We start from the raw sequence: 26,791 nt of genomic DNA, 5'->3' as shown, positions 1-26,791 counted from the left end.
GTCAGGGCAGGTAATATGTACACATTACTACCTGCATCCACAGAGTTTTTCTTGCTAATTTTTAAAGTTTGAATTCATCCAACTAGTAAAATCAGATGAAACAATTAAGAAATAGTCAGGCGATAAATCACCAAAATCAGATGAAAATATTTCACCAGTACCTTGTGTAGACATGAGAAACCCCCTTCCCCCACTATTGTCTCCAATTAATATATAACCAGGGCAATATGTAGCAATTTCAAAAGTTTCATTTCTTTCTTCAAGGTCTTCGGCACAGTAAATTAACAAGCCATCGTCCCTAAGATACTCGTGATACCACTCTAAATATTCAATGTATGAGGTATCAATAATGCTTTTTATAGATCCTATTAACTTTGGTAAGTTAATATTTGTGGGTCTTTTTATTTTGTTGGGGATATTATTTTTAAGCATCAGATAGCACCTAAACAATTAAAATATTTGTAACTTTTCTTTGTTGCTTTTCTTGCAACACTAGGTGAGACACCCGCATCTATCATAGATTTATAACCAAAATTAAACTCATCTTTTAATGTGGTTGATCCCCATCGCCCGCCCGGTTGATTATCAAGTTGACGTCGATAAGTACGCTGTGCAGCTGATATTTTTGCATGCTCTGCTCCACTACTAGAAGGAAGTAAAACAGCTGGAGCATCAGTAGATGAGTAGCCAGGTATTTTATTTTGCTTGGCCCATTCATCTTGAACAGGATGATGTGACTGAATAAACCCATCATCTCTTGTGTTGCTGTGCCCACTCGCTCGATTACAAGCAGGACTTAGATTTCCGTGTGCATCAGCATCATGAGTTTTATATCCGTTTGGATTTTTTGATTTTGCTAAGCCAAATGGGTCAACCCAATAAACTGGATTCGGAGCATAAGCATGAGTATTAAATCCCCCCATTAGCCCAATCGGATCACTACTAATAAACCGCCCAATCTCCGGATCGTAATAGCGATAGCGGTTGTAATGCAATCCGCTTTCTTCGTCGAAGTATTGGCCTTGGAAGCGTAGCGGATTATTGATGCCAGCTGTTTTTGCCGCTTCGCTAATCACGACCTGCGCTTCTCCCCAAGCCTTGTACTCTGCACTCCAAGTGATTTCGCCGTTTTCATCGCTCAGTGTTTGTGGCGTGCCTAGGTGGTCTACATGGTAGTAAGCGGTATGTTCTTGCTCGCTGTCGTTGGCGGAGACAATCTGCGCCAGCGGCACAAAGCTGTTGGGCTCGAATAGGTAATGGCGGGTTTGTTCGGCGGTTTTTTCTAGGGCGATGACGTCGCCATCCCATATGAATTCTGTTTTGCCTAGTGCGTTTTCTTTGCCGATGCGGCGGCCGAATACGTCGTAGAAGTATTTGGTTTCACCGGTCTGGCTGCTGATTTTGCTCAGGCGGTTGAAGCCATCCCAAGTGAATTTGGTGATTTGCTCGCCTTGCTGCTTTTCAATCAGATTACTGCGAGCGTCGTATTTATAGTGGCTACCTGCGTATTGCTTTAATAAGTTGCCGAGTACGGCAGGTACTGCAAGGCTGTTGGTGGCGGTTTGTTGATTTGCCCCGACTAGATTACTTGCCGGATCAAAGGCGAAGGTTTCATGGCCGAGGCGGCTGTTGGCGGCGATAAGGCGGCCTACCGGGTCGTATTGATAGCTGATCTGGCCGCTGCGGCTGTCTTGAATGCCCAGCAACTGGCCAACCGGATCATATTGATAGCTGCGATTACTGCTGGTTTTGCCGCTGAGTGTTTGCTGGGTAATGCGGCCCATTTTGTCGAAGTGGTTTTGGGCAGTCAGCTGATTGCCCAAGGTGCGCTGGGTTTCGCGATGCAGATCGTCGCGCTCAAAGCTGGCGATTTCTTGTTTGTTCCACAGCATGCCGTGTACATGGCCGCTGCCGTAAATCAGCCAATCGGTGCGCTGGCCATCAGGGCGGATGCTGGCGATGCGGTTGCCGAGTTCGTCGTATTCGTGCTGCCAGTTGTATTGCTGTTGCTGGCCGAATAGCTTGTATTCGTGGCGTTCTTTGATGAGATTACCGACGGCATCAAACCCAAAATGGCATTCGCTGTATTGGTTTTTGGCTGCGTAAATCCGGCCAAGCGCGTCGTATTTAAAGCGCTCACGGCTTAGGCCGCTGCTGCGCTCGCTTAAACGGCCGGCATTGTCGTAGGCAAGAGTGGTGATTTTGCCTGCTTCTTCAATTTGCAGCAGGCGGCCGCTGCTGGCTTCATATTGATAGCGGGTGCGCCGGTTGCCAAAGTCTGTTTCTTCTTGCAAACGGCTGGCCAGATCGTAACTAAAGCGATAGTGCTCCTTATTTTCATTACTCAGCTGGGTAAGCCGTCCCAGTTTGTCGTATTGATAGCTAAGGGTTTGGCCTGCCGCATCAAGGCGGCTGCTGACCCGCCCTACACGGTCGTATTGAAACTGAGTTTTGCGCTGCAGGGCATCGGCATGGCTGAGCAAGCGGCCTTCGGCATCGTATTGCAGTAAATTTTGCGTGCCATCAGGATTGATGATTTTAGCCAGTTGACCATCGCTGCCATATTGATATTGGCTGGCGTTGCCTGCGGCATCTTGTGTGACGATCAGGCGGCCACGGGCATCGTATTGCCACTGGCTGGTTTTGCCGGAGCAATCGCTATAGCTTTGCAGCAGGCCATCCGGGCGATATTTAATTTGTTTTTTGCCGCCCTTAGCGTCGGTGATGCTGACGGGCAGGCCTTGCTCGTTATAGGCGTATTGGGTTTTATGGCCTAGCGGATCGGTTTCTTCGATGAGCTGATTTTTAGCGTTGTAAGCGCGTAGCCATTTTTCTCCCGTTGGATCAAGGATCTCAATCGGGTTTTGCTGCTGATCGTAACTAAACCGTACTTCACTGCCATCCTGCCGTTCGTGCAGCAGCATATTGCCTTCATCATCGTATTCAAATGTCTCAGTAGAGCCATCCGGAAAGATGTGGCTGATGAGCTGTTTTTTGGCATCAAAGTTAAACCATTCTTCATTATGGTCCGGGTAAACGATGCGGTAGTTGTAGCCTTTTTCATCAAAGTAATATTCGGTGGTCTGGCCCAGCGCATCGGTCACGTAGGTGAGATCAATGTTTTTATCCCACGCTAAACGAATATCCATACTGCCATCGTCGGCGTATTCGCGGATCGCCTTTGCATCGGCATGCTGGCCATCCCATTCCAGCGTAATCCCGCGGCCGGTGCGGTCTGTGTAGCGGGTAAGCAGATGGTTTTGGTACTGATATTGCCAGCGTTGTTCATTTTCATCGCGGGCAGCAATCAAATCACCGGCATCACTGCTTTGGGGGCTGTATTGGTATTGCGCCAGAATGCGTGCTTGCTGAGGATCTTGCAGCTTAATGGTGGTAATACGGCCAAGGGTGTCGTGTTCTAAATCCACCACGGCCCCGGCGCTGCTAATGAGCTGCACCATCCGCGTATCGCGGAAATTCATCGCAATACTATTGCCCGCACGGTCTTTAATCAGGGCAAGACGGAAGCTTTTGCCTTGCTGCTCATAAAGCTGAACCAATTCATGGCCGTAAGCCACGGAGAGTAATGTTTCTGAAAGACGGCTCAGGGTGAAGCCTTCTAGCACGTCTTTAATTGATTCACCCACGGGCAGCAGTGGGTAAGTCAGCGTGCGGCCCGTGGCGTCATGATATTTAAGCTCGGCCGCTTCGATATCAAAGCGGCTGGTATATGGCGTGGTCCAGCGCGCACCCAGCTCACCCCGCAGATCATTGCCTTCAAAGTTAGAGCGATATTGCCGCGTCCAGACAATAGGCAATACCCCAGGTAAGCTGAAATCGGTGTGCTGTAGTGATTCTTCACCCAGAGCAAAGCCGATGGAATTTGGCGAGGTTGCGCAACTACACGCAGGGCCTGGCTTTTGGGCTGCCTTATACTTACTTGTGACTTCTTTATGCTGCTGTGGCGTGCCTTTTTTGACCTTATTAACCACTTTGCTAGAAACTGCAGATAGTTTTTTAGGAAGATGCTTGATAAACCCTGCCAATAACTTTTTGAGAATCGGCTTTAAATGACTGGAGTACATTTTTAGCAGCATTTCAGTCAGCTGAGCGCCCCATGCCGCCATCGCTTTCCCAATCCGCAACATTATTTTGGCAGCCGAACTATCTTTGAGAGCCAAATCAATTGCGCCTGCTGCCGCAACGGTCATACCTGCTGCGGCTTCTCTTCTTACTCCCTTGGCAGATTTATTTAAGTCATCAAGGTGGCCGCCTACTGTTGCCCAAAATCCTTGATCATTGGTTTTGTCCAGGTGGTAGTGGGTTATCGGTGTTACAGGAATATGCTTTTGTACGAAGCCACTAAAGTTGCCAGATCCCAAACTAATTAATAGCTGTGCAAGATCGGCAATGATGGTGCCGCCTTGGGTGCCACATTTTTGTAAGGTACTTTGGATATTAGAATCAACGTAATTGACCCACTCCTGTGGTGTATCACGGTAGCTGGCAGGCAGCATGGTCGCCAACTGCCCTACCAATGCACCGCTTAGCTCTACTTTCAGCCAGTCGCCACCAACGCGGCGCAGGCTGGAAGCGCACAATTTTAAGGCAGGTCTAACACCAATTTTCGCCAGATTACCTGCGCCGGGCACAACACCCACAAGATCTACGCCAAGAAAAAGCCAATCAAATACATCTACTTCTTGAGATTTACTTTGTTTATCTGACATTTGCATCAGATCAACCACCACATCCCCTACTGAAATTAAATTTCCCACAATCGGCACCGCAGAGCCGACGGTTTTTAATTTTTCAACAGACAAATGCCCGTCACTGATACTGAGGAGCCACTCATCAAAAGACTTATTGGTTTGGGCTAAAACTTGGGCTGCTGTTTTGGGGTTGCCAGTAACAACGGCTACAGGCATAGATTGTGATTGAGCTGCAGAGGTCATGGGTTGGCTTTTTTAAATAATGTTTTTAGGCATGCTGGAGGCGACTTGCTCAATAGAGCCTGATGCAAGCGGCTTTATATTTCTGGCCTGTTGCAGTGCAGACTGCGCTTGTGACGCCATGTTTTTTGCTTGATTCAGCTTGTCTAATTCCGGAATTGCAGGCGCCGCCTGCGAAGCAAGGGATGTGAGCGTACCCAATTTGTCAGGATTTTGAATTGCAGCCTGCCCCTGAGTCACAAGGCTTTGTGCTTGATTTAATTTATCTAAGCCAGGTATTGCAGGCGCAGCCTGCGAGACAAGAGAGGTGAGCGCAGCTAATTTATCAGGATTTTGAATGGCAGCTTGGCCCTGAGCCACAAGGCTTTGTGCTTGATTAAGCTTGTCTAGCCCCGGTACCGCTGGCGCTGCTTTGCCTAGCAAGCTTCCAAGCTGTTGCATGGCTTGTTGCTGAACGGCAGCACCGCCTGCTTGCAGTGCCACTTCAGGCTCGGGCACAAACGGAAAAATATCTGCCTTGCCACGATTTGGCCGCCCAAGAAAGTTAACCGCAGCAGGCCCTGTTGGCAGGCCACTTACTGTTGCTTTGCCTGCATCATCCAACACCCCAGCATGCTTGTTCCCCAAAGCATCGGTAACTTCGAATTTACCTTTGTTTAATGAAAAACCATTTGCAAAGTCATGCAGAATATCTAAGTTTCCCATGCCTTCTTTCTTAAATGAAGGCGGAGCCATATTCAAACTCTTCGGCCCGCCCCAATCATGGCTCCCACCCTTAATACTGATTTTCCCCGGTGCATGCAGCTCAATTTTGCCGTCTTTGATGCGGATATAAGCACCACCAGCGGTGAGCAGGATTTCTTGTTTGGCGTTAAAAAGGCCCTTGCCTTTGATGGCCGTGAACTTGGCGTTTTTGTCGGCGGTGATTTCTATGTCGTCGCTTTGGGCCTGCATTTGCAGCTGGCCTTTGGCGGCAATCAGCTTCATGGTGATTTTGTCTTTAATGCCGCCGGTAAACAGGCTGATGTGCTGGCCTACATTGTGTATCCAGCGGCGGCCGGTGCTTTGGTTTGTGTCACGCTGGGCGATTTGGTCTAGGTTTGTGCCTGCGCTGAGGGTCTGGCTTTGCGGGGTGGTGATGGCTACGCCGTCCTCGCCGTGCAGCAGGATGATTTTTTGTAGGCCTGCCTGATCTTTAGATTTGGTCTTGCCGTCTTTATCCGTGTTGCTGCCCGCAGCTAAGCTTTTGCTGGCGTGCACATGGTGATAAAGGTGGCCGTGGGTTGCTTTGTCGCCAGCGCTATTATCGGGCTTAACAGTTTGCTCGTCATCGCCGGTTTCGATGCTGTCGGCGAGTTGTTTGGTCGCATATTCACCGAGGTTTTTGGCGGTTTCTAAAGCGGATTCGAGCTGGCTTTGGGCGGGTGTGCGGTCGAGCTGCGTGCCCGATGCGCCACCTTTGGCTTCGGTGCTAATTAAGAGGCCGCTGGCGCGAATGGCACCTTGTTTGTCGGTGCGTAATTCAAAGCCTTCGCCGCGTGGCTCGCCTTTTCCATCCGTGCGTGGGTGAATTAAGTAACCTAGGTTAAGCTGAGTTTTACCGTGCTCACTCGATAGCTTGGTGCGTACTTCGCCCTTAGTGTCGTCAAACAGCAGCTCGCCGTATTGTCCGCCTTCATGCTCTTTGGTTTTGATGCCAGATAATGTTTTATTGGCGGGCAAAGCGCCTGCGCCGCTGAACGTGGGCACCGGGTGGCTGCCGTTGTGGACGACGGCGGTGACGATGGGGCGGTCGATATCGCCTTCGATAAAGTCGACCAAAACTTCCTGGCCGATACGCGGAATAAACTGGTGGCCAAAGCCTGCGCCCGCACTCGGCATGGAGACGCGTACCCAGCATGACGACTTGTCATCTAGGTTTGCGCCAAACTCGGGATGTTCCTGAGTACGTTGCCAGTGGAGCTGAATTTTTATCCGGCCTTGCTCGTCGGTGTGGACTTCTGATCCTGCAGGGCCAACCACGGTGGCGGTTTGTACGCCTAGGCTGGTGGGCTTGGTAAATTCTTGTTCGCCCATATGGCTAAGCACCGGCTGGCCGCGTCTTTGGGCGGTAAAGTCGGTCTTATAAGGTGGATTCTCGGCTGAAGCCGCGCCTACAAGTAAGCTGGGCGCAACGAGGCCAAGCTGCTGAGTCAGATCGGCTGGAAAATTATTGTTTGCCGTAAATTTAAGCTCGGTGATGGCGAATTCGCGCTGTTCAGGCGAATCGAAATCATGAGCTGGGTGATCTTCTAAGCGAAACCATTGCCCTGCTTGTAAGCTGCGCAATGTACCAGAGCCGGTAAACGATTTCTTTTGTCCATCTAAAGCATCTTGGCGCAGCTTGGCGTCATGATTCAGCTGGTCCAAATCGCGAGCATAGTAATGCGCTTGTGGGTCGTAATATTCTAGCGTTGATTGGATTTGCTGCCCGCCATCACCCTGATCAACCGCGCTATCGCTTAAGCCATGGCTGGTACTACTGGCTTTGTAGTCGAAGCTGGCAAGAGAAACCGAGCTGCTGCCGATTTGCCGCTGGGTATTCCATGTCGTAAGAGAGTCGCTTTCTTCGCTGCCATCAGCACGATGAAAGCGAGCGATGGGGTCCGAAGCTTCGGGAATGGAGAAGACGTCGTCAAAAACCACCAGCTGCACTTGAGGCGAGTCTCCAGCCAAGGACTCGAAGCGCCACGAAAGGCCACTTTCCTTCAGTTGCCTAGAGAGGAATGCAAGGTCGTCCTCGCGGTACTGCACGCAATATGAGCGGGGCGGATATTCACCCGATAGCTTGAAATCTAGCGTTTGCACGGCGGCAAAGACGGGATTTTTGGCCTGATGCTCGGCCATTACCTGCTTCACAATGTCGACGACGGATAAATTCTGGAACACTCGCGAAGTGCGGCGGTGTCTGAGCAAGGCAAACGGCGGCTCAACCGTCAGCGTGTATTTAGCAAAGCCGCCATCAGAACCCAATAATTGCGCCTGAGAAATCACCCCACAGCGCTCTACCATCCCGCCTTGAGCATCAGTGATGGATAGCACAACGGGCAAACCAAGCAAAGATTTAAGCTCTAAAGCAGCGTCTGCGGATAAGCAATCAATGCTGTAAAGGAAAGGCCGATTAAGCCCCTCTGTCCCAGTTACCCGCTGAGGTAGCAACTGATCGCCCCACACTCCACTATCGCCAATTTGCAGGCTAATGAGGCGATTACTTTGACCAAAAGCTGCCGCAAATGAGGCAAGGAGATCTTGAGGATTCATTGAGAGGCAGCCATTGTGAGGATGGCCAGTATATTACACAAAAATTCTTATAATCTATATTATATTTATCACAAGTTTACACCGCGCATAAGCATATCACACTATTGACACAAGAAATCAAGCCATTCAATTAAATAAGTTTCGCGACACTCACATTTTTCTTCTTTTTTCGACAATCTGCGCGTGATTTCATTCTGTCGATGCGCAAACATTCCGGACACCAACTTTTGCGATTCTTAATCGACGCCAGCGGTGCATTCCAAACATGTCCAAATTCACACTGCCATGATAATTTAAGCTCGCAGTTTATATATTCTGTACTCAGGCACTTGCCAGCGTTGTTTGCTGCCACCTTATGGGCACTGTCTATCGTTAGACGATATCCTGAGCAAACTGGGCACCAGTGTTTATTCACCGCCATCGCATTAGACGTCCACTGATGGCCCTCAGCACAGCGCCATTGGATAGGGGATCGGCTTGAGATATAACTTGTTGATAAGCACTCCCCTCCTTTTGCGATAGCGAGCCGCTTTAAGTCCTCGAGTGCTTGTGCTTTTCTTTCTGTTTCATTACACCTTACACACCAATAACCCGCTTGCACCTGCGAAGGCACAATCTCAAAACGATGCCCCTCTTTACATTGCCACTTTAGCTTTACTGAATTATTGGTATATCGTTTTGATAAGCACTTCCCGCCATGGTTGGCCGCTAAAGCATGCATGGCCTCAATGCCCAGCAATTGTTTATTATGAGCACACGTTGGACACCAAGCTCCCTGTGCAACTCCGCCATAGAGTGTTTTCCATTCATGCCCTTCGGCACAGCGCCAATGCATTGGGGTAAAGCGATCGACAAACTGCGACAAGCATTCTCCACCCCGTGCTACGGCCAATGCCTGTGCATCCTCCGTGCTCGTCCTAAGGCAATGCGGACACCAACGCCCCGTTAATATATTCGATGGTTTCGCCTTCCATTCATGCCCATGAGCACACTGCCATGCAAGGTAGCTATGGCTATTCACATAGTCGGCACTCAGGCAAACGCCTCCCCGCTCTATTGCGGTGGCTTGCAATTTGTGTAGTGACTTCTGCCGCACATGGCTAGTAAGGTAAGCTAAAACAGGCTCCCCTTCCTCCTTCTCAATAAAGGCATAGCCAGCGCATAAAGCGCACCATTGTCCTCTTCGGATTGCATCACCCGTTGTCACCCATTCATGCCCCTCCCCGCAACGCCAACGTAAATCTTCGGCCATGTTTTCATACGTTTCAGATAGGCAATCCCCGCCCAGCTCCCTTACCAGATCCACCAGACGAGCAAACTGCCGATCTTTTTTATGCTGCACATCACACTGCTTACAGCCATGCCCTCTGAGCACAGCGGAGTAAACGGTGGCTTTGCTGTGGCCATTTTTGCATTGCCACAATAGTCGAGTCTTGTCATTCACATACTGATGTGATAAGCAAACCTCACCGAGCTTTTGGGCTAGCTGATGCACGGCTTCAATTTTATTGCTCGTTTTCTGCAATACGCACTGCTGGCACCACACCCCTTTTTCCACCATATGGGGTAATGAGCTCCAAGAATGGCCCTTAGCACAACACCAAGTCAGAAACGTTGCTTCGTCCACATAGTTCGATTTGCACTCGCCGCCATGCTTGGCAGCCAATGCAGTCATGGCAATGGCTCGGTCTGCTTTGTAACAAATGGGGCACCAAGCACCCGTTTTAATATCAAAGCCTTTCGCCTGCCACTGATGCCTTTGCCCACATTGCCAAGCCATGATCGTGTTGCTGTTTTTATATTGCTCTGTTAAGCAAATCCCGCCACGCGCTATGGCGATCGCATTGAGCTGAGCCAAGATCGTCTGTTGTTGTAATGGGTTTAATTCTGTTTTTGTTTTTTGCATCTTTGTAATCACAACTCACCATTAAGCGCTAATCGCAAACTCTAACTCATTCCACTACATATACATGGGCTAAAATCCAGTATCAATACTGGGGTTCAACATGCTCTTAGTAGTGAAGTGTTGTTCAGAGTCTGCTTGCCACGCTAAATCATTAGGTTCCCCCATCAAGGGGGCATTTCGGCCTTGCCTTGTTGAGTAGGCGGTATTTTCGAGACGCCTGAGTTTTTAGCTTATCTTTAATTTCACGTCATCATTTTTCAGTGGCCGCACCACAATCTTTTTCACTGGCTTAGCTGGCGACATTCTAGCCAGTAGATCTGTTGAAATCTGCACAAAGACCATACGTGTCAGCATCACATAGGTGGGTAGACAGACAAGAGCAACTTCACCGCCTGCCCCTCACTAAACCGTGCTTGAATCTCTTAACTCATTCGACTCCCATCATCCCGCCACGGGAAACGCCCGAACCAAACTTCCACTTATGAGGGTACAGAATTCATGCTGTGTACTTGGCACTGAGAAGCCTGCATAAGGGTGTACTTTAAAACAGCCATAATCTAACGCTATAAATTGCCCATAGCCTTCATATAGAAGTCCTCATCGAGGAGCCGAGAAAATTCTGCTTAAAAATGAGCTGATTTTGTGGGAAGAAGAGGATTACCACCGCTACGGCCATCTATACCTTCTCAATCACCCGCCCATCACAGAAGCAGAAGCCGAAACCTACCGCGCACAAGACCTACAAACTGCCCTCAATGCCCCCCTAAAATACTGCCCCATCCTCGCTACCGAACCCGAAAACCGCCTAGCAGCCATCATCTGCTTCACGTTCAACCTTGGGACGGCTGCAGGCGACGACGCTACGTAGGCGAATCAATCAGAGGGATTGCTACTGCGTTGGGTCTATGGTGGCGGGAAGGTGCTGCCAAGGCTATTTACGAGGTGAAGTTGGGAGGCAGAGATGATGGTGTGACGTTGTTCTGATCATCATAGCCCCCTAGATGCACTGCTACAAATGTAGAGTATGTAAGCGCCTCGTGTTATCTTCTTAAGCTTTGCTTGTCAAGCGGGGGGGGGGAGTACATGGGTGATCACAAATATGGGCGAGGAAAATTCGAGACTGATCCAAACTACATCGCCTATATGGAGATGATTGTGTCACACCCAAACTATGCTGGTATGCCTAACGCCAGATCGCTGGATGGAAGAATTAACTGGCAGGTAAGTTCGGGTAAAACGACATCGTTCTACAAATACTATCTCGAACGACGAGCTTGGTGGGTGGCGAAGGCTGACTATTTAGGGCTGCCTGGTCAAGATGATGAAAACGATAGGTTTACAGTCGCAGCCCGCATTATTAATCCAACAGGATATCGAACTTGTCGGTTATGTGGTGAAGATTTTAATGTCGGCTACTTCTATTTAAATGTTTCTTTTTCTAAAAAACTAAAGAAGGATTTTCCAGATCTAGACGTGGCAAAAGAACAACCCATCGATGACGTGATTGAGCAGATGAATCAGCTCGCAGACAACGCTCTCGTTGAAAACTATTTTCATACTCACTTCCCAGAGAGATTGGAATTCTTTACCAAATTTGGAATATCAAAGGAAGCGTTCGAGCAGAGCCGTCATATCCGATCATACAAGTTGTCTCCTGGTTTTATGGGAAACCCACCCGATCGATTAGATGGATTTCATGATTATCATGGCAGTTGCAGAAAGGAAAATGACCCTGGCAGATTCGACGAAAATATGCGGAGTTACAACCATGATAGGCGCAGCTTTGAGTGGTGGGCCGAGGGTAATTGGGCTTTGGCGGACACGCTATACAACAAGGCAGGCCCCGGAAAGTGTTCTACCCAAGGGTGCGAAAGGGTTCTGGACAAAGTCAGCCCTGACCATGTAGGCCCACTGGCTTGTGGCTTTAAGCAGTTACCACTTTTCTCTCCAACTTGTCAGAACCATAACTCGGCAAAAAATAGGCGTTTTAGCCTTGGGGACGTCCAAATTCTGCGTAACTACGAACGAATTACGGGTGAATCTGTTGCGTCATGGCAGGTAAGAGCTCATTGGGACAAATACAAAGAATTTGTCACTGACGACAGCCAGACAAAAGCATTTAGTAACTCATTGCGTTCATTGCAGGATATGTATTTAAGAACGCTGTGGGAGCTTTACAATAGTGGTAACTCGCGATTTATTGCGACAATCTTGAAGCCAGAATATGCTCTGGAGGAGTTTACTTTTGAAAACTTAGACGCCGGAAACCTTACATTCACCGGTGTTTCTTCAATCAAAAAAATAACCAACTTAAGGAAAAGTTTGGCAGCACGCACCGTGCGCATCGCATTTGAGGCCTTGGCCGAGTATGCATCAAAACTGATTGAGCGGAGAAAAATGGTTCGCTCGGATTTTCAAGACAACCAAAGCCTAATTTCATCTGCTGTGCAAATAATATCAGCAATGCGCATCGCAGGCGACACCGCTTGGAACGACGCACTGCACTCATCGCTTAGTGCAGACAAGAAAGAGCAACAGATCGCTTCCCTCTTTTTGCTCCATAAAGTCCCGCAACATGAAACAGATGAAAAATGCCGTACAATTCTTCAAGATGTATTTGATCAAATAGGAAAATCGGCTGAAATTGACTTCAGCCGGTATGAATTACAAATTGATGATATTTAAATAAGCACGGCCCCACTTAAAAGCCACTCATCAAGCTTCCCTGATTTTTTTTCAGGGAGGCTTAATCCAGCTAGAGCATCAGCCACTGTAAACGGAGCGGGCAAGCTCACATCAAAAAGACTGGCGTCTAACTTATTTTCCCTCCGACCAGTACAACGTTCATAAATTGGTTCTGGCGGAGAAAGATCAATGGCATCATCAGTGGTCGCGACAATAAATACCCGTCGACGCATTTGTGGAGCGCCATATTGCTCCGAACAAAGCTTCCATACGGGGGAATTTACCCTGTATCCAAGCTCTCGCAAAGTTGCACAGATGTCTCGAAGTACTTGCCCCTTATTAAAGGTCGCCAACCCCTCCACGTTTTCAAGAATAAATATACGAGGGCGAAGTCGTTCGGCAAAATGCAGATAAATCGATGCTAGGTCATTCCTTTTGTCGTCACTAAGACGAAATCCTGCATGCGAAAACCCTTGGCAAGGAGGCCCCCCAACCAGCAAATCAAGCTGCTTATCTTCGAGTGCAGCTTCAATTCTGGTGACAACGTCTTCAAATTCATTCTTTTCTTGTAAATCCCGTTTGAATACTGATGTTCGGCCTTCTTGAGTAACACTTGGCTCTAGGTCGCATGGTCGGTTAAAGCAGTAGGTATCAATAGCCTCCCTATTGTTGTCAATAGCAGCGACAACCTCCCATCCTGCACTTTCCAACCCCAGACTCAAGCCACCCGCACCACAAAAAATGTCAACACATGTCTTGGTTTTGGCAGAAGAAATGAACTTTCGTCCGATGGCAGCTGACAGCAAAGGAGGTACTGCGTTCCCGATCTGGTCTCGTACCGCACCATCGCTACCCAGAAAGATATAACTATCTGGAAAGCTTTGAAGTCGAGCAGCTTCACGGCTTGTCAACGTCCTATCTAAGACTGGATGTATATGAGTTCCATTCCCTGGACGATTGAAATACGTATTTATTGTGTAGGCTGGCTGGTCTCTACGAAGCCTACCGTAATAGGTCGTCCTAACAACCCCCCTCTCAGCACTCATTTCACGTATCTGCTTTAATCGCTCAGACGGTACGCTTTCAGGGATACTCTGCCAATTACCTCCTTCGGGAACATGGGAGATGATTAAGCGATCCAGCTCCGAAAGCGTTGGCGCACCGTGATTAAAGAAAGCGCTTCCCAAATCTAGCCGTGGGAATTTAACGGCCCGCTGTAGATGGCTGGCATAATTTAGAATCCGTTCTTCATTGCACCCTCGAATTTGCCTCAGAATATCTGCAAATTCGACTTCCACGGAAAGCCCGTACGACACGCCAACGACGGCCTCAAGCAAATCTATCAACCATGTTGATTTATGTTCAATCTCCCCATCCACGCAGCTTTCAATTTTGTGAGCAAGCGCGGCTATTAGGTTCGTCCACTTATCGTCGGAAGGGATTGGAAAGTTGTTTATCTCATAATTACCAACATGATTGTTGCTATTTTCAATCCGAAAATACCAATCAAATACGGCACTATTGAGAAGACCTAGCAAAAAATAACTTCTATTTTTTTGCTCTCTTTCGTCAACACCAGAAACAGAGATGTAGTTACATGAATTTCCAACTGCATGTAATGCAGGCACTCTACAAAATACTAATCGACGCGATTGCTGAGCATAGGAACACTGACGTCCCACAATACGTTCAATCTCGTAATGCTTGCGCTTTGGCTTGGTTTCAATAAATTCCGCGAACTGATCAATTTTTAGAAATGACGGCTTCTGAGTAGACGATGAGTGATTAAAGGAAAATCGCCCTACGTGTTCGCCGCGCACGAGTGGAATTGAAGTCTTCAATTCAGAGAATAATGCTTTTTGCGCTGTCTGATCGACCTCTCCTCGTGCATTTGTGATCCATTCAATATCACCAAACTTCCTAAGACTAGAGAGTCGTTCGAATGTCGCGAGCAGATGTCCAGTGACACGAGGGATAGCGGAATGTGTTCGAGATATTGCGTTCAACTTGTCATACTCCATTTTTCCATCTTGCTCACTTTCAGCATGAGTACCAATTATCCTAAACGCTTGCTTTGATTTTGAATCGAGATGAGTTATTGAGGTTGCTTGATTAACCGTTGAAAACGTCCCGCTCTCTTCTCTAATTAGCTTGATTTGATTAATGAGTCGATTCTCAATAACAAACCTTCGCAACCGCTCGCCTTCGCTTCCAGACATCCAAGAGTCAGGAGATATTATAGAAACCTCTGCCCCCTTTAATGCTGCCTCTGCACAGGATCGAAAAAAAATCCTTGAATATTCAAGTATTCCTCGCTCGCCAAGCATCTCCGCATATTGCCCCCTAATTTTCTCAGCGTCGGCCTTAACTTTTGAATGAAGCTCACAAATTGCGGAGCTGTTATCTTTATGTTTTTCCGTTAAGGCAGTCTCAGCGTTAGTGGCGCGATCTTTTGTAACGCGCAAACGACCGTACGGCGGGTTAATTATGATGTCTGCCGTTGCAAAGAAGTCACTAGTTACCCCTTCGAGGATAAAATCCAGCCCATTTCCATTTTGTACAGATACATCGCCTGCATAACCAGTCAATATTGAAACTCGATTAAGCAAAGCCTGAGCCCATTCGGCAATATCTACATCGAGCTCTATCCCAATAAGTCTTTCGTAATTGGTTTCTTTACTAAAAAGCAACGCTGCAGCCAGCAGCACCCCGCTACCTAAGCACGGATCAATGAGTGTGGTTTTGTCTTTACCCTTCGATAGGCTTGAGATCATTGCCTCGGCTATGTGGGGTGGCGTGAAAAAGGTACCGTAGTGCTTAGCTACAGATAAGTTCTTTAACGGGCTTCCAGGCCTGGCTGGATCAAAAATTTGGGTAAAGGTCTGTTCTACAATTTTTCCGCCAAGAAAGGTCACCACAAATGGGTCGTTCTCATTAAGAACATGCTCGCGAAGCGCTATATCGGTGACGGCTTTGTTGAATTCAATTGCACGAAAACCGCTCAAAAGAGGAAGTTTGTCTTCATAAAGAGAAAAGTGTGAATGCCCCTTCCTAGAAACAACTTCATCCAGAGCTGATTTTGATAAATCAGCTGCCACCTGAAGTCGAATTTGCTGCGCACGCTTTTCTAGCCACAAAATATCTGGCTTTTTTTCTTTTGAACTGGTCATTGAGTCTTATTCTTCTCGTTATTCCCTGCTAGGAACTGATCACCATGAATTTGTTCGGGTAGTTTTAATGGGAGCGGTGAGCCATTCTCTAAATATGCGGCCGCCCCTCTTAAGAACCACTCTTTTAGTGAGAGCCCCTCTTTTGTAAGTGCAGAGTACAAATCCTTCTTTAGAGTAGGGTCCACCTCAATAACAATCCTGCCGCTGCTTCCAATACTCATGTGAAAATCCGTTACAATGTAATGTGATGAATGTTACATTACATCATGAGGCAACAGAAGCCAAGACCAATCTTGGCTGTTGTCAATGGTGGGGGCTGAAGATCGGCGCTAGGGAAACGCATCGGCTGGCGCTTTCTGCCCATGAACGTCATTGAGGATGCTATGGCTCGCTATTCAGAACACGACACAAGCAATATCTACCAAGCATTGTCATGTCCGAGTGTCCACCACGCTTTCCTTATGCAAATTGTCAGTATTTTAGAGAAAAAATAGCTAATTTCACCCCAGTTTCTACTTTAGGCTGAGTTTACCTTGAGTTGGTTTGACTATATTTTAGGCAAACCAACAGCCCCTGCTGTATTAAGATATTTAATTTACATAAAAGCTATCAAACAAGAAGTGTGGATGTGGTTCGATTGTGAACAACGGAGTCGAATTGCTTTTGCCACTGAATACCCAATTGCATAGCAGTTGTAGAACACAAAATAAGCACCTGCAAAGTCAACATTTCTCCCGAAAAATGACTAAATCTGATATGATTCTGTTTGATTTTCAATGGCCGATCAGGTTGAACTAGGCAAAATTCATGCCAGTACGATTAAAGGGTGCGTAATCAAAAAACAATAAAATCATTACCCGCCGTTACCCTGTATTACCCGCCATTGCCAAGAATAAGTTGGAGCTCGGTAGCTGATTGCACCACCAGTACAAAGCAATGAAATCAGCCACTTAGAGAAATCTAAGTGGCTTTTTTTATGCCTAAAAAGGCCCTTTTAGGTGTCGTGTCCGAGTGTCCGCCATGCTTCCCTGATGCACATTGTCAGTGTTTTCACCGCAAAAAGAGCTAATTCCACCCCAGTTTCTACCGTAGGCCGAGTTCACCTTTAGTTGGTTTGACTCTTTTTCAAGCAAACTGACTGATGCAGACGTGCCCCACCCTCCATTTTGCGGACAGTCAAATTTGCTATAGAACGCGCCTTACTGCTTAGCTATTGCCGAAGGTAATACCCTGCAAGCAAACCATCCAACGCCTCAACCCAAATAGGCTCACTGTGTGACTGCTGAATATCAGTCCACGTCCGCCCTTGCCAAGCATCAACGGGTGTAAGCCCTGCTAGGTTTTGATGGGGGCGGATGAAGTTGTAGAACAAGGTAAACTCAGCTAGTGCACTTTCTAGCGCTAGGCCATTTGGCAGAATAAGCTGGCGTAATAAAGGCTTCAGCGTGCCAAATAGCCGCTCGATTCTGCCGTTTTGCCAAGGGCAGCAAATCTGGCTTTGCTGATGGCGAATACCGAGGCATTTGAGCATGGCCTTGAAAATCCAACAATTAAACACGCCTTCATTATCTGTGCGAATTGCTTTCGGCCTGCCGTGTTGACCCATTGCCAAGCAGAGATGCCCCAGAATAGTCCAAGCCCGTTTATTGATAATAACTTTGAGGCTAGTTACCAAACGCGAACCATGATCGATCACGCCTAAAACGGTATGCATATTTTTAGTGGCATCGGTATAAAAAGTGAGATCAAGCGCCCAGACTGCATTAACGCGATAAGGTGTTGGTGGCTTGTTATGGATATTTCGTTTGGCACACGTTAGCTCGTACTGATGTGAAATCAATACATCAGCGACGAAGGTTTTGCCAATCGATATTCGTGCGCCGTGCAAGCGATTGAAAGTCGCTGCGATTTTACGCACCCCAGCATCGCCCATCAGCGCTTTCAAACGCAAAACTTCAGCGATCACCCAATCGGGTTTACCTTTCTTTTTAGGAGGAAGGGGCTTGGGGGAAGCGTTGGGTGGGCGGCGGTGAAATATTTTTGGCCGTTGTACGGCGCGGGGAAGGCATATAAACAACAGCAAAACAAATAATAGGCAAAGCACGGATGCTGCTCTTTAAGCAAAAGAAACAGCTTACACCGTTAGCAAAAAAAACCTTCACCTTACACTTTCACTGAGAAGGCTCAGGAAATTCAAAACATTGCCGTACGACCTTCTCGATCTGATCAAAATAGTCCTCAGGTACACGGTAGGCCATTTTCTCTCGCCAGCGTAAGGAAATACGGCCGTTTAATTGATGGCAGACCGTAAGCAGATGAACTAAGTCTTTTTGCTGGATATCAAGTGCCTGATCAAGTGCCCTATAGGCATCATCAAAGCGCATCAAAAATACCGTTTCAGCATGCAAATCTTGTTTAAGCGTTTCTTCTGTCATACGGAAAACAAACTGGACGGCTTCAGTGGCATCCCAATAGCGGTACATCTTGGCACTACCAAGCGTAGAAAAATCAAATTGATAGTCATCACGACTCGTCACGCGCCAAAGATGACGAACAGGCCGTGAAAAAGACTGCAATGCGGCAAGGTATTCCACCTCTCTACGCTTCATAGCAATCGAGATGGGCAGGAGTAATCCATGCCCAAGCTGACCAGACTGAGCCAAAACGTAGTGCAATAGAAAACGAGATAAGCGACCGTTACCATCCATAAATGGGTGAATATAGACAAAACCAAAAGAGGCTACTGCGGCCAGTACCAGTGGCGGTATTTCACTGCTGCGCGTATTAATGAGCTTGAGCAAAGCGGCCATCAAATCTTCTACATCATCAGGCGTAGGAGGAACATAAGTCACACCAGTGGGGCCACGAATACCCTTACCCCGTAGCCAGTTTTGTTCATTTCGATAGCAAGCGGCCAATAAAAATGGATTGGTGATTACCGTATTTTGTAGCTCAACCAAATAATCTTCAGTCATGCTACGTGGCTCATGCGCCTGCTTGAGCAAATTGATAAATGCCTGTGTTTTATCTGTACTCGGTGTTTCACCTTCTAAAGCGAAGGTATGGTCGGTCTCATTGAGATAGGCCCAAGACAGTGCGCGATCGAATAAGTCGCGTGGCGTGGCATCAAAAAATTGCTGGGCCTCAGATAAAAGATCACGTGCCAACCAGCCCTCGATCTCTTCTGTACGGCGAATAACAGGGCAATAAAACAAATCACCCAAACCATTAAAATGAACCCGCCAACGTGCACTGGATAAATGAGGCCCAGTTAAATAACGCTTAGAATCAAACACCTTGGCATAGGCCCCAGCAACCGTAATCGTGCCGTCTAAGACTTTCCCAGTAAACTGCTCCCAAAGAAAAGCCAACACCCTCAAATAGGCACTAGATGGACTGGCTTTTAGCGCCGTTTCAAGTTGCGCCGCACTGACCTGAAGTAATGCATAGGACAAAATCCCCAGATCAGTACCCTCATGTTTAAGCGCAAACAGGGCATGAGCTAAAATGTCATCCCCTTCTACAGCAACATGAGCAGGTACTCGTATATCAAGTAATGTTTCTTGAACACGGGTCACACTCGCCACCATCGCTGGCTTAGCAGGCTCGGGTAAGGGGATTTGCAGGTGTTGATGAAGGAAGGCGTAACCGACGAGAAGTGAGGACATTTTTTTGTACCAAAATCATTTTTTTTTACTATACCACTAGATATCTATTTTTTATTTTACTTCCAGCTCTGAAATCTAATTTTTTGGCTCAGCACGGAGCCAGCCCCATAATCCCTTCCAAGTAAAACCTATAGGGTCAGGTCTTACATGTTGGCTCCGTAGCCTTTTTGTTGATTTTTTTGCGTTACATTAGTATCAGATTGATCCCTACAGATCGTCTCAACATTAAGGAGGTGTCTATGGATAAAACATTAACTGCTCGTATTCGTGTTCTTTTAAGCTCGTTTTTTGAAAGTACTTGGGCTATCGGAGTCAGCGGCGTTGTTGGACACCTATTGTCTTAAATGTATTTATCACATAACACTTTGCTCAAGTGGGACGTCTTTGGCTGCGCCAAACCATCCCTCCTCTTAGCTCAAACGTTATAAGCCATAGGAAAGATTGTGAGTAGACCAACAATCCCCGCTGAAATACGACGAGCTGTGTTAGTCGAGTCTGGTCACCGTTGTGCAATTCCGCGCTGTGGCCAAACCGAGTTAGATATTCATCACATAATCCCATGGGAAACGTGCCAGAAGCACGAGTACTCAAACCTAATCGCACTATGCCCTGTCTGTCATCGCCGCGCTCACAATGGTGAAATTGATCGTAGGTCATTATCTATCTACAAAGAGAGCTTAGCTAAAGAGTTTGGGCAGCATGACTCCGGCGGCTTTGAAGCTGAAGTAGTTGAAACAAGAAGACGTATTAAAGAAATAAATCATGGCATCCCTGGCTTCAACTTTCAGTTTGATTTCCCAGACTTCCAGCAGCCGCTTGAGCGAATAATATCCAGAAATATTGAGGCTTGGGGGTATGAGCTTCTTGTTGAGTTTAGGGAGCTTCAAGACGACTACATACTGTATAAGCCCAACCAAGATGATCCTGAACTAAACGGTAAACCTCCACAAAGCACACTGAACGGAAAATATCACGTACTTAGGCGTGACGATAAAGTTGTCAGTGTTAGATATACTATCGACCGATATTACTCTGGTGCTGCTCACGGCGGCCGCACTACCCGCGTGCAGAATTTCTGTGTCCGCCCTTTCCGCCCGTTAACACTTGAGTACTTATTAAGCAACTCAAGTCGCCTGCCTGAATTAGCTAACTTCCTCAGAGCAAAATTAGCTGAAAATAAGAATTACGACCCCGAATGGTTATTGACAGGAACTGAACCAGTCACCGAGAACTTCTCTTGCTTTAATATTGAGGAGTACGGGCTAGTATTCACCTTCTCTGAGTACCAAATTGACTGTTTTGCGGCCGGTGAACAGCGTTTGTGGGTTGGGTTTCATGAACTAGAAAACATCTGTGATCGAGACGTGCTCAAGCAGATAGAGGCAACTGGCTTATAAAACCTATGGAGTCAGGTCTTATATTTGACATTAAGCAATCAATTTAATTAGCCTTGCAAATCACTGCAAATTTTATCTTTTGTAAAATGTAAGACCTGACCCCATTACTTCAAAATAGATAATCCCTTGGTTTCAACGGCCCAGCGAGCCAACTCGCGACGCTGAGATGTTTCAGAGGATTTCTGACATGGCTTCCTTGATGACGTCAGCTTGCATCTGTGCCTCGATGTACATTTTTTTGAGGCGCCGGTTTTCATCTTCGAGCTCTTTCATCCGCGTCATCATCGAGACGTCCATGCCGCCAAACTTAGCGCGCCATTTGTAGAAAGAGGCAGAGCTCATACCGTGCTCGCGGCACAGATCGGGGACGGTCGAGCCGGCTTCGGCTTGCTTTAAAATCGCCATAATCTGGCATTATCAATTACCCACGGCTTTCATGTAGAGCTCCTCAAAGACTGCGAGAAAATTCTACTTAACAATGGGCTGGTTTTGTGGGGGGATTACCGTATAGCACTCGCGCTCATGCGAGTGGATGTGGTGATTTTGGATGAACTGGGCTACTTACCCTTTAGTCAGGCAGGAGGCGCATTGCTGTTTCATTTGTTGTCGAAGCTCTATGAGCACACCAGCGTCATCATCACCACGAATCTGAACTTCTCGGAATGGTCGAGTGTATTTGGCGATGCCAAGATGACCACGGCGTTGTTGGATCGGCGGACCCATCATTGCCACATTGTAGAAACGGGGAATGACTCCTACCGTTTCCAGCACAGTAGCCTGGCAGCAAAAACGAAGATCAAACAAAGGGAGCAAAGCAGAAAGGACGAAGCGAGTATTGAGGCTGAGCGTTTTTAAGCCGAACCTGAAGGCGTAAAAATAGCGGGCGAGCTGTCCGCTCTTTGCTAGACTTATCCACCGTTGCTCAATCAAAAAGCAACGCCCAGCCCTGGGTCAAAATTCGATCGGCAGGGTGGGTCAAATTTCAATCGGCGTGAACAATCAGCCCTCAATTGCTCGAAGACTAGCCTTGTGGCCTCTTCGTCGGTGATGTGGAGCGGGACCGCGGTGAGGAGCTTTTGGGTAATGACCGTTGTGTTGCCAGCCGTATCTGTCTTGGTTTTTCGATGTCCGACCGAGTCATTTGACAGTAGCTTCGGATTGCCGGAGGGGAAGGCGCTTGAGGGGGCTGCAACAATCTTTTGGCCTGCGAGAGAAGCCCAATAGCCTCCATAGCGGGACCACAGCTTCTGAAGGGAGCCTAGAGTACCTTCTTGGACGGCAGTCTTGCGACGCGTCATTTTCATAAAGTGAAACTCCATGAAATCTACCAGCAATATCTGAACAAATGCTGGGTCCATCAGGAGCTTCGGTGAGATGGGCTGATGGTTGGTGGCTCGATGACAAGCAAACTGGGTGAACGTTGTACCAAAATCCCGGAGTGCGGTGTCCTTCACCTTGGGTCTAGCGATTGTTCTCAGTCCATCGTGAAATGCGTCTGTAAATTTCTCGCCCAGCAGTGGAACCATATCGTTGAGAAGAACGTTATATTCAGTACCTGCCTTGGCTATCAGTAGATACGGACGTAGCTTCCGGACCTGAACATCATTGAGTTCAACTTTCTCGAATTCCTGCACAAACCCTTCCGGAATACATCCCGCCACCTTCTGATGGTAGTCGGCTAGTCGAATGGTGGTTGCCTCAGCAAGACGGTTAAGAACCGTGTAGAAGTGATATGCCAAGTTGGCTCGGCTAGTTTCCGCTGTGTCGATAAAACTTTCAGAGCCAAGGGCTCCGTAGAACAGCATTTGCAGTGTCTGAAAGCGTGTTGTAGCAAAAACAATGGCGGATGATATTGGGGATTCGTCAATGACCCGCAAGAAGCAGTCGAACAGAAGGAGCGCTCTTCTATTTGCCCAATGTGTTGCCGACCCAGGCGATGCGGCTATCATTAGCAGGTCTAACGCGTGGCCCCCAAGGCGCTCAAAATGGTCCTTTGGGGATTCCCATTCCTTATTGGTAACACGAAGGAGACCGCGACTGACAATTGTCAGTTTTTTATTTGCTTCATCGCTAGGGATCTTCACATTAAATTATCCTTATATATTATTGTGTTATACCCAACATGGTCATAATTTGACAACCTTTATCAATCAGGGAAAGCGGTGGCAATCATTTTGCAGAGTTGCAATCAATTGATGAGGTCTACGACGCCGCCGTCCTGGATGCACTGGCAATCAATAAGCAGCAGCTGCAGCTTCTGGTGCATAGCGGCTCGCGCGGCCTGGGGCAGTTTATATTGCGCCAGCATATCGAGCAGCATGGCCACCGTGGATTAGCTGTCGATACGGCAGATTGCGCGGCTTATCTGCTAGCGCATCAGCAAGCCGTGCAATTTGCCACACTAAACCGTAGGCTGATTGCACAGCGGATATTGTTGCGGCTAAGCGCAAACGGCCAGGCACTGCTAGATATCAACCATAATCTGGTCCTGCCCGCACAAATGCACGGCCTGCAAGGCTGGGTACACCGCAAGGGTGCAACGCCAGCCGATGTTGGCCCGGTCGTGATTCCAGGCTCACGCGGCGATTTCAGCTATCTGGTTTTACCGCTGGCCAGCGATCTGAGCTTGAACTCCCTTGCGCATGGTGCGGGCCGTAAATGGATACGCAGCGAATGCAAAGGCCGATTAAGCCCGCGCTATACCGTGGCCCAACTTAGCCGCACTAAGCTAGGCAGCCATGTGATTTGTGCCGACCGGCAACTGATTTATGAAGAAGCCCCCGAAGCTTATAAACCCGCCGAAAACATTATTTCTACTCTGGAAGGCGCAGGGCTGATTAAGGTGATTGCAAGGCTGAGGCCAGTGCTCACCTACAAAACCCGTGGGGAGTGCTGCGAATGATTTTATTACAACTCTCCGCCGCCCAAGGCCCGCTGGAATGCCAGCTGGCCGTTAGCAAAGCCTTACACCGCCTGATCTTTGAAGCCAGACAACAGCAACTCAAGCTGGATATTTTAGAGCAGGAAGCAGGCGATAAAACCGGGGTCTATCGCTCTGTTTTATTCAGTCTGGATGGAGCAGGCGCTGAAGAACTTGCCCGCCAATGGGAAGGCACAGTGCAATGGATCTGCCCCAGCCCCTACCGCCCGCGCCAATTACGCAAAAACTGGTTTATAGGCGTATTGCGCTGTACAGAAACCCAGCGCGATTTATCAGGGGAGATTCGTTTTGAAACTATGCGCTCATCCGGCCCCGGCGGCCAGCATGTAAACAAAACCGAATCCGCGGTGCGGGCAACTCATCTGGCAACAGGCATCAGCGTAAAGGTGCAAACCGAGCGCAGCCAGCACGCCAATAAGCGCCTAGCAGAAATGCTGATCGCCCACAGGCTAGCCTGCCTTGCCGAAGAAGCCAGCGCCACCCAGCGCAGCGAGCGGCGTTTAATGCATTACCAAATTGAGCGCGGCAGACCCAAACGCGTTTTTAAAGACGAGCAATTTGAGCCAGTAATCGCTTAATAAATGGCCCTCCACTGCGGAGGGCCACAATTAATCAGCAGAGAAAATCATGATTCGCGCACTGTTTATTTGCAGCCGAAACCGCCTGCGCAGCCCCACCGCCGAGCAAGTATTTTCCATATGGCAAGGGGTTGAAACAGATTCTGCAGGCCTTGCGTCAGATGCCGATATGCCGCTTTCATCAGAGCAAATCGACTGGGCCACACATATTTTTGTAATGGAAAAAATCCACCAGCGGCGCCTAAATCAGCGCTTCGCCGCCGCGATCAAAAACAAAAAAATCATCTGCCTGAATATCCCAGACGATTACCAATATATGCAGACAGAATTAATAAACTTATTAGAGAAAAAAGCAGCCGGGCATTTAGGGGGCTGATCATGGCTCGCCAAGTTTTGAATGACAGCGTGCAGATGGGCATGCAGAGAGGGTGAAACACAATCCGATCAACTTAAGATCAAAACAAAGCTTGGTTTTGCATAGGGTGTGCAAGTCTTTTTTCTTACGCACCTTTTTTCTACGCTCCGACTTCGTCGTTGTATGTCCTATAAAATACCGACTCGCTTTATAAGGACGGCTTAACTTGACGCACATAGCTGTATTACGCTTGGCATTGTCCCGCCCCACAACTAAAAAGTGATGCCAACCGTATATTTCATATCAAACAGATAGCCTTCCTTTGTCGCAGATATTTCTTATGCAAATAAGCGAATGCTTTGCCTGATCTTTGATTCACAGTATGATAAACAGAACGTTCGTTCTAATCATATTGAGAGGCTATGGATTCATCCCTTGTTATTCAATTACGGCGGCATGCATTAACACGGCAAGGCTTACAATCCGAAGCCATTTTCGGCAGTGGCCTCGCTGCGACGCTTGCTGCAATTGAACATCTTGGCTACGTGCAAATAGACACCATTTCAATGATTGAACGTGCCCATCACCATATTCTTTGGTCGCGCGTACCCGATTATCAACCCGGTTTTTTGAATCAGCTGCTCGAAAATCGCCAGATTTTTGAATACTGGTTTCATGCCGCATCCTACTTACCCATGCGCGATTATCGTTTTGCGCAGCATCGCATGGCCGCAGTTAGAGACCGCACATGGGCCAATTACCACGATATCCCCGCCAGCCTGATGAATGAAATCTTGCTAAGGGTGCGGGATGAAGGGCCACTGCGGGTACGAAATCTGGAAAACAACAAAGGAAAAAGCGGCAGCTGGTGGGACTGGGGGCCGGGTAAACGGGCGATAGAAAAGCTATTCCTGCAGGGAGATCTGATGATCTGCCAGCGCATCGGCATGGAAAAAGTCTACGAGCTGCGCGAACGCATGCTGCCTGCCAATCTGGATATGCGCCAGCCTGATCTTGCCGATTATGCGGGCTACCTGCTGCAAAGCTATTTACGCGCGCATAGCGTGGTGACATTCGAGCAACTCACCCATCTGCACACCAACCCAGCCCTAAAAAAAACAATGCGAGAGCTGCTGGAGACCCAAATCGCCAGCCATCAAATCAAGGAAATCAGCAGCGCTGTCCTGCCAAAAGCTTACGCCGAAACGAGTGTACTAACGCAAGCTTTGTCAGCTACCCCCTGCGTGCACCTGCTATCGCCATTTGATAACGCAATCATCCATCGCAAACGCCTGAATCAGCTATTTGGTTACGACTATAAGCTTGAATGCTATGTGCCCGCTGCCAAACGCAAATTTGGCTACTTCTGCCTGCCCATCCTCTTTGGTGATCGCTTTGTGGGCCGCATCGACTGTAAAGCACATCGGCAGGAGCAAAGGCTGCAAGTCATCAGCATGCACTTGGAATCCCCCATCAATCATCCCGCCCTCTTTGCAGAAACATTGATGCAAAAGCTAAAGCAGTTTGCAATTTTTAATGGCTGCGAACACCTTGATATTCAGAATATTGAAGGTGTTTTAGGTATATGAGCTGATTGCATGGCGCTAGCGCAAAGCTTGAGGAGGAGTTAGATGAAAACAGGGGCAGATATTCAGTTTTACATAAAATAACCTGATTATGTCTCTTGCTCAGTCAAGCTCCCACATGGGCATAGTCCGGCTTGAGTAAGGTATATGTAGGATAAGGGCGCACCACGTCAAAACCAATTAAATCACCCGAAGTAGCAATGCCATACAAGCTGCTAAATTAAGGGTTCCGGAGCAAGAGACATAATCAGGT

15 protein-coding genes and 2 pseudogenes are annotated in these 26,791 nt (G+C 47.9%); 7 read left to right on the top strand and 10 right to left on the bottom strand.

Going from position 1 to position 26,791, the window contains the following annotated elements; all coding sequences use genetic code 11:
- Positions 1 to 54: 54 nt before the first annotated feature.
- From ACFQNF_RS19410 to ACFQNF_RS19395, 4 genes are all read right to left on the bottom strand, one after another.
- Complete coding sequence (locus ACFQNF_RS19410; RefSeq protein ID WP_380189780.1) at positions 55 to 432, bottom strand: hypothetical protein; 378 nt, start codon at positions 430 to 432, stop codon at positions 55 to 57.
- A complete protein-coding gene (locus ACFQNF_RS19405) occupies positions 432 to 4,955 on the bottom strand; it encodes an RHS repeat-associated core domain-containing protein (protein WP_380189778.1) in 4,524 nt (1,507 codons plus the stop codon). The genes ACFQNF_RS19410 and ACFQNF_RS19405 overlap by 1 nt, the downstream gene beginning before the upstream one ends.
- A gap of 12 nt (positions 4,956 to 4,967) precedes the next feature.
- On the bottom strand, positions 4,968 to 8,252 hold the full coding sequence (locus ACFQNF_RS19400; RefSeq protein ID WP_380189776.1) for a type VI secretion system Vgr family protein: 3,285 nt from the start codon (positions 8,250 to 8,252) through the stop codon (positions 4,968 to 4,970).
- Positions 8,253 to 8,382: 130 nt separating this feature from the next.
- Complete coding sequence (locus tag ACFQNF_RS19395) at positions 8,383 to 10,158, bottom strand: hypothetical protein (RefSeq protein WP_380189774.1); 1,776 nt, start codon at positions 10,156 to 10,158, stop codon at positions 8,383 to 8,385.
- Positions 10,159 to 11,241: 1,083 nt separating this feature from the next.
- Between ACFQNF_RS19395 and ACFQNF_RS19390 the strand changes: the two genes are divergently transcribed.
- Entirely contained in the window at positions 11,242 to 12,843 is a 1,602-nt protein-coding gene (locus ACFQNF_RS19390; RefSeq protein ID WP_380189772.1) for an Alw26I/Eco31I/Esp3I family type II restriction endonuclease, read from the top strand.
- On the opposite strand, the gene ACFQNF_RS19385 is transcribed toward ACFQNF_RS19390, so the two are convergent.
- The 4 genes from ACFQNF_RS19385 to ACFQNF_RS19370 form a co-directional block, all read right to left on the bottom strand.
- Positions 12,840 to 16,013, bottom strand: a complete 3,174-nt coding sequence (locus ACFQNF_RS19385) for an Alw26I/Eco31I/Esp3I family type II restriction adenine-specific DNA-methyltransferase (protein ID WP_380189770.1) — start codon at positions 16,011 to 16,013, stop codon at positions 12,840 to 12,842. The two genes, ACFQNF_RS19390 and ACFQNF_RS19385, sit on opposite strands and share 4 nt — an antisense overlap.
- The gene (locus ACFQNF_RS19380) at positions 16,010 to 16,234 is read right to left on the bottom strand and encodes a hypothetical protein (protein ID WP_380189768.1); all 225 of its coding nucleotides are present in this window, start codon (positions 16,232 to 16,234) and stop codon (positions 16,010 to 16,012) included. The genes ACFQNF_RS19385 and ACFQNF_RS19380 overlap by 4 nt, the downstream gene beginning before the upstream one ends.
- Before the next feature lie 989 nt (positions 16,235 to 17,223).
- Positions 17,224 to 17,979: an integrase core domain-containing protein gene (locus tag ACFQNF_RS19375; protein WP_380189766.1), complete on the bottom strand. Its 756-nt coding sequence runs from the start codon at positions 17,977 to 17,979 to the stop codon at positions 17,224 to 17,226.
- 205 nt (positions 17,980 to 18,184) lie between these two features.
- The gene (locus ACFQNF_RS19370; RefSeq protein WP_380189764.1) at positions 18,185 to 19,681 is read right to left on the bottom strand and encodes a Fic family protein; all 1,497 of its coding nucleotides are present in this window, start codon (positions 19,679 to 19,681) and stop codon (positions 18,185 to 18,187) included.
- Between the two features lie 443 nt (positions 19,682 to 20,124).
- On the opposite strand from ACFQNF_RS19370, the gene ACFQNF_RS19365 reads away from it, so the two are divergent.
- Positions 20,125 to 21,078: an HNH endonuclease gene (locus ACFQNF_RS19365; protein WP_380189762.1), complete on the top strand. Its 954-nt coding sequence runs from the start codon at positions 20,125 to 20,127 to the stop codon at positions 21,076 to 21,078.
- Positions 21,079 to 21,191: 113 nt separating this feature from the next.
- Here the strand turns inward: ACFQNF_RS19365 and ACFQNF_RS19360 are convergent.
- A pseudogene (locus ACFQNF_RS19360) lies at positions 21,192 to 21,483 on the bottom strand (transposase); the annotation flags it as partial.
- A 99-nt stretch (positions 21,484 to 21,582) separates the two neighbouring features.
- On the opposite strand from ACFQNF_RS19360, the pseudogene ACFQNF_RS19355 reads away from it, so the two are divergent.
- Positions 21,583 to 21,933, top strand: a pseudogene (locus ACFQNF_RS19355) (ATP-binding protein); the annotation flags it as partial.
- A gap of 71 nt (positions 21,934 to 22,004) precedes the next feature.
- Here the strand turns inward: ACFQNF_RS19355 and ACFQNF_RS19350 are convergent.
- Entirely contained in the window at positions 22,005 to 23,162 is a 1,158-nt protein-coding gene (locus ACFQNF_RS19350; protein ID WP_380189760.1) for a hypothetical protein, read from the bottom strand.
- A 65-nt stretch (positions 23,163 to 23,227) separates the two neighbouring features.
- Here ACFQNF_RS19350 and ACFQNF_RS19345 point away from each other — a divergent pair, with 65 nt between their 5' ends.
- The 4 genes from ACFQNF_RS19345 (at position 23,228) to ACFQNF_RS19330 (ending at position 26,541) form a co-directional block, all read left to right on the top strand.
- Positions 23,228 to 23,980, top strand: a complete 753-nt coding sequence (locus ACFQNF_RS19345; RefSeq protein ID WP_380190006.1) for an RNA ligase RtcB family protein — start codon at positions 23,228 to 23,230, stop codon at positions 23,978 to 23,980.
- The gene (prfH, locus tag ACFQNF_RS19340) at positions 23,977 to 24,597 is read left to right on the top strand and encodes a peptide chain release factor H (protein WP_380189758.1); all 621 of its coding nucleotides are present in this window, start codon (positions 23,977 to 23,979) and stop codon (positions 24,595 to 24,597) included. The genes ACFQNF_RS19345 and prfH overlap by 4 nt, the downstream gene beginning before the upstream one ends.
- Before the next feature lie 49 nt (positions 24,598 to 24,646).
- Positions 24,647 to 24,973 (top strand): low molecular weight protein tyrosine phosphatase family protein, encoded by a 327-nt coding sequence (locus tag ACFQNF_RS19335; protein WP_380189756.1) that lies wholly within the window; start codon positions 24,647 to 24,649, stop codon positions 24,971 to 24,973.
- A gap of 401 nt (positions 24,974 to 25,374) precedes the next feature.
- Entirely contained in the window at positions 25,375 to 26,541 is a 1,167-nt protein-coding gene (locus ACFQNF_RS19330; protein WP_380189754.1) for a winged helix-turn-helix domain-containing protein, read from the top strand.
- The last annotated feature ends 250 nt before the right edge of the window (positions 26,542 to 26,791 follow it).

It is taken from the genome of Iodobacter arcticus, assembly GCF_042664895.1.
Classification (GTDB): domain Bacteria; phylum Pseudomonadota; class Gammaproteobacteria; order Burkholderiales; family Chitinibacteraceae; genus Iodobacter; species Iodobacter arcticus.
This window is presented reverse-complemented; position numbering and strand designations above follow the sequence as displayed.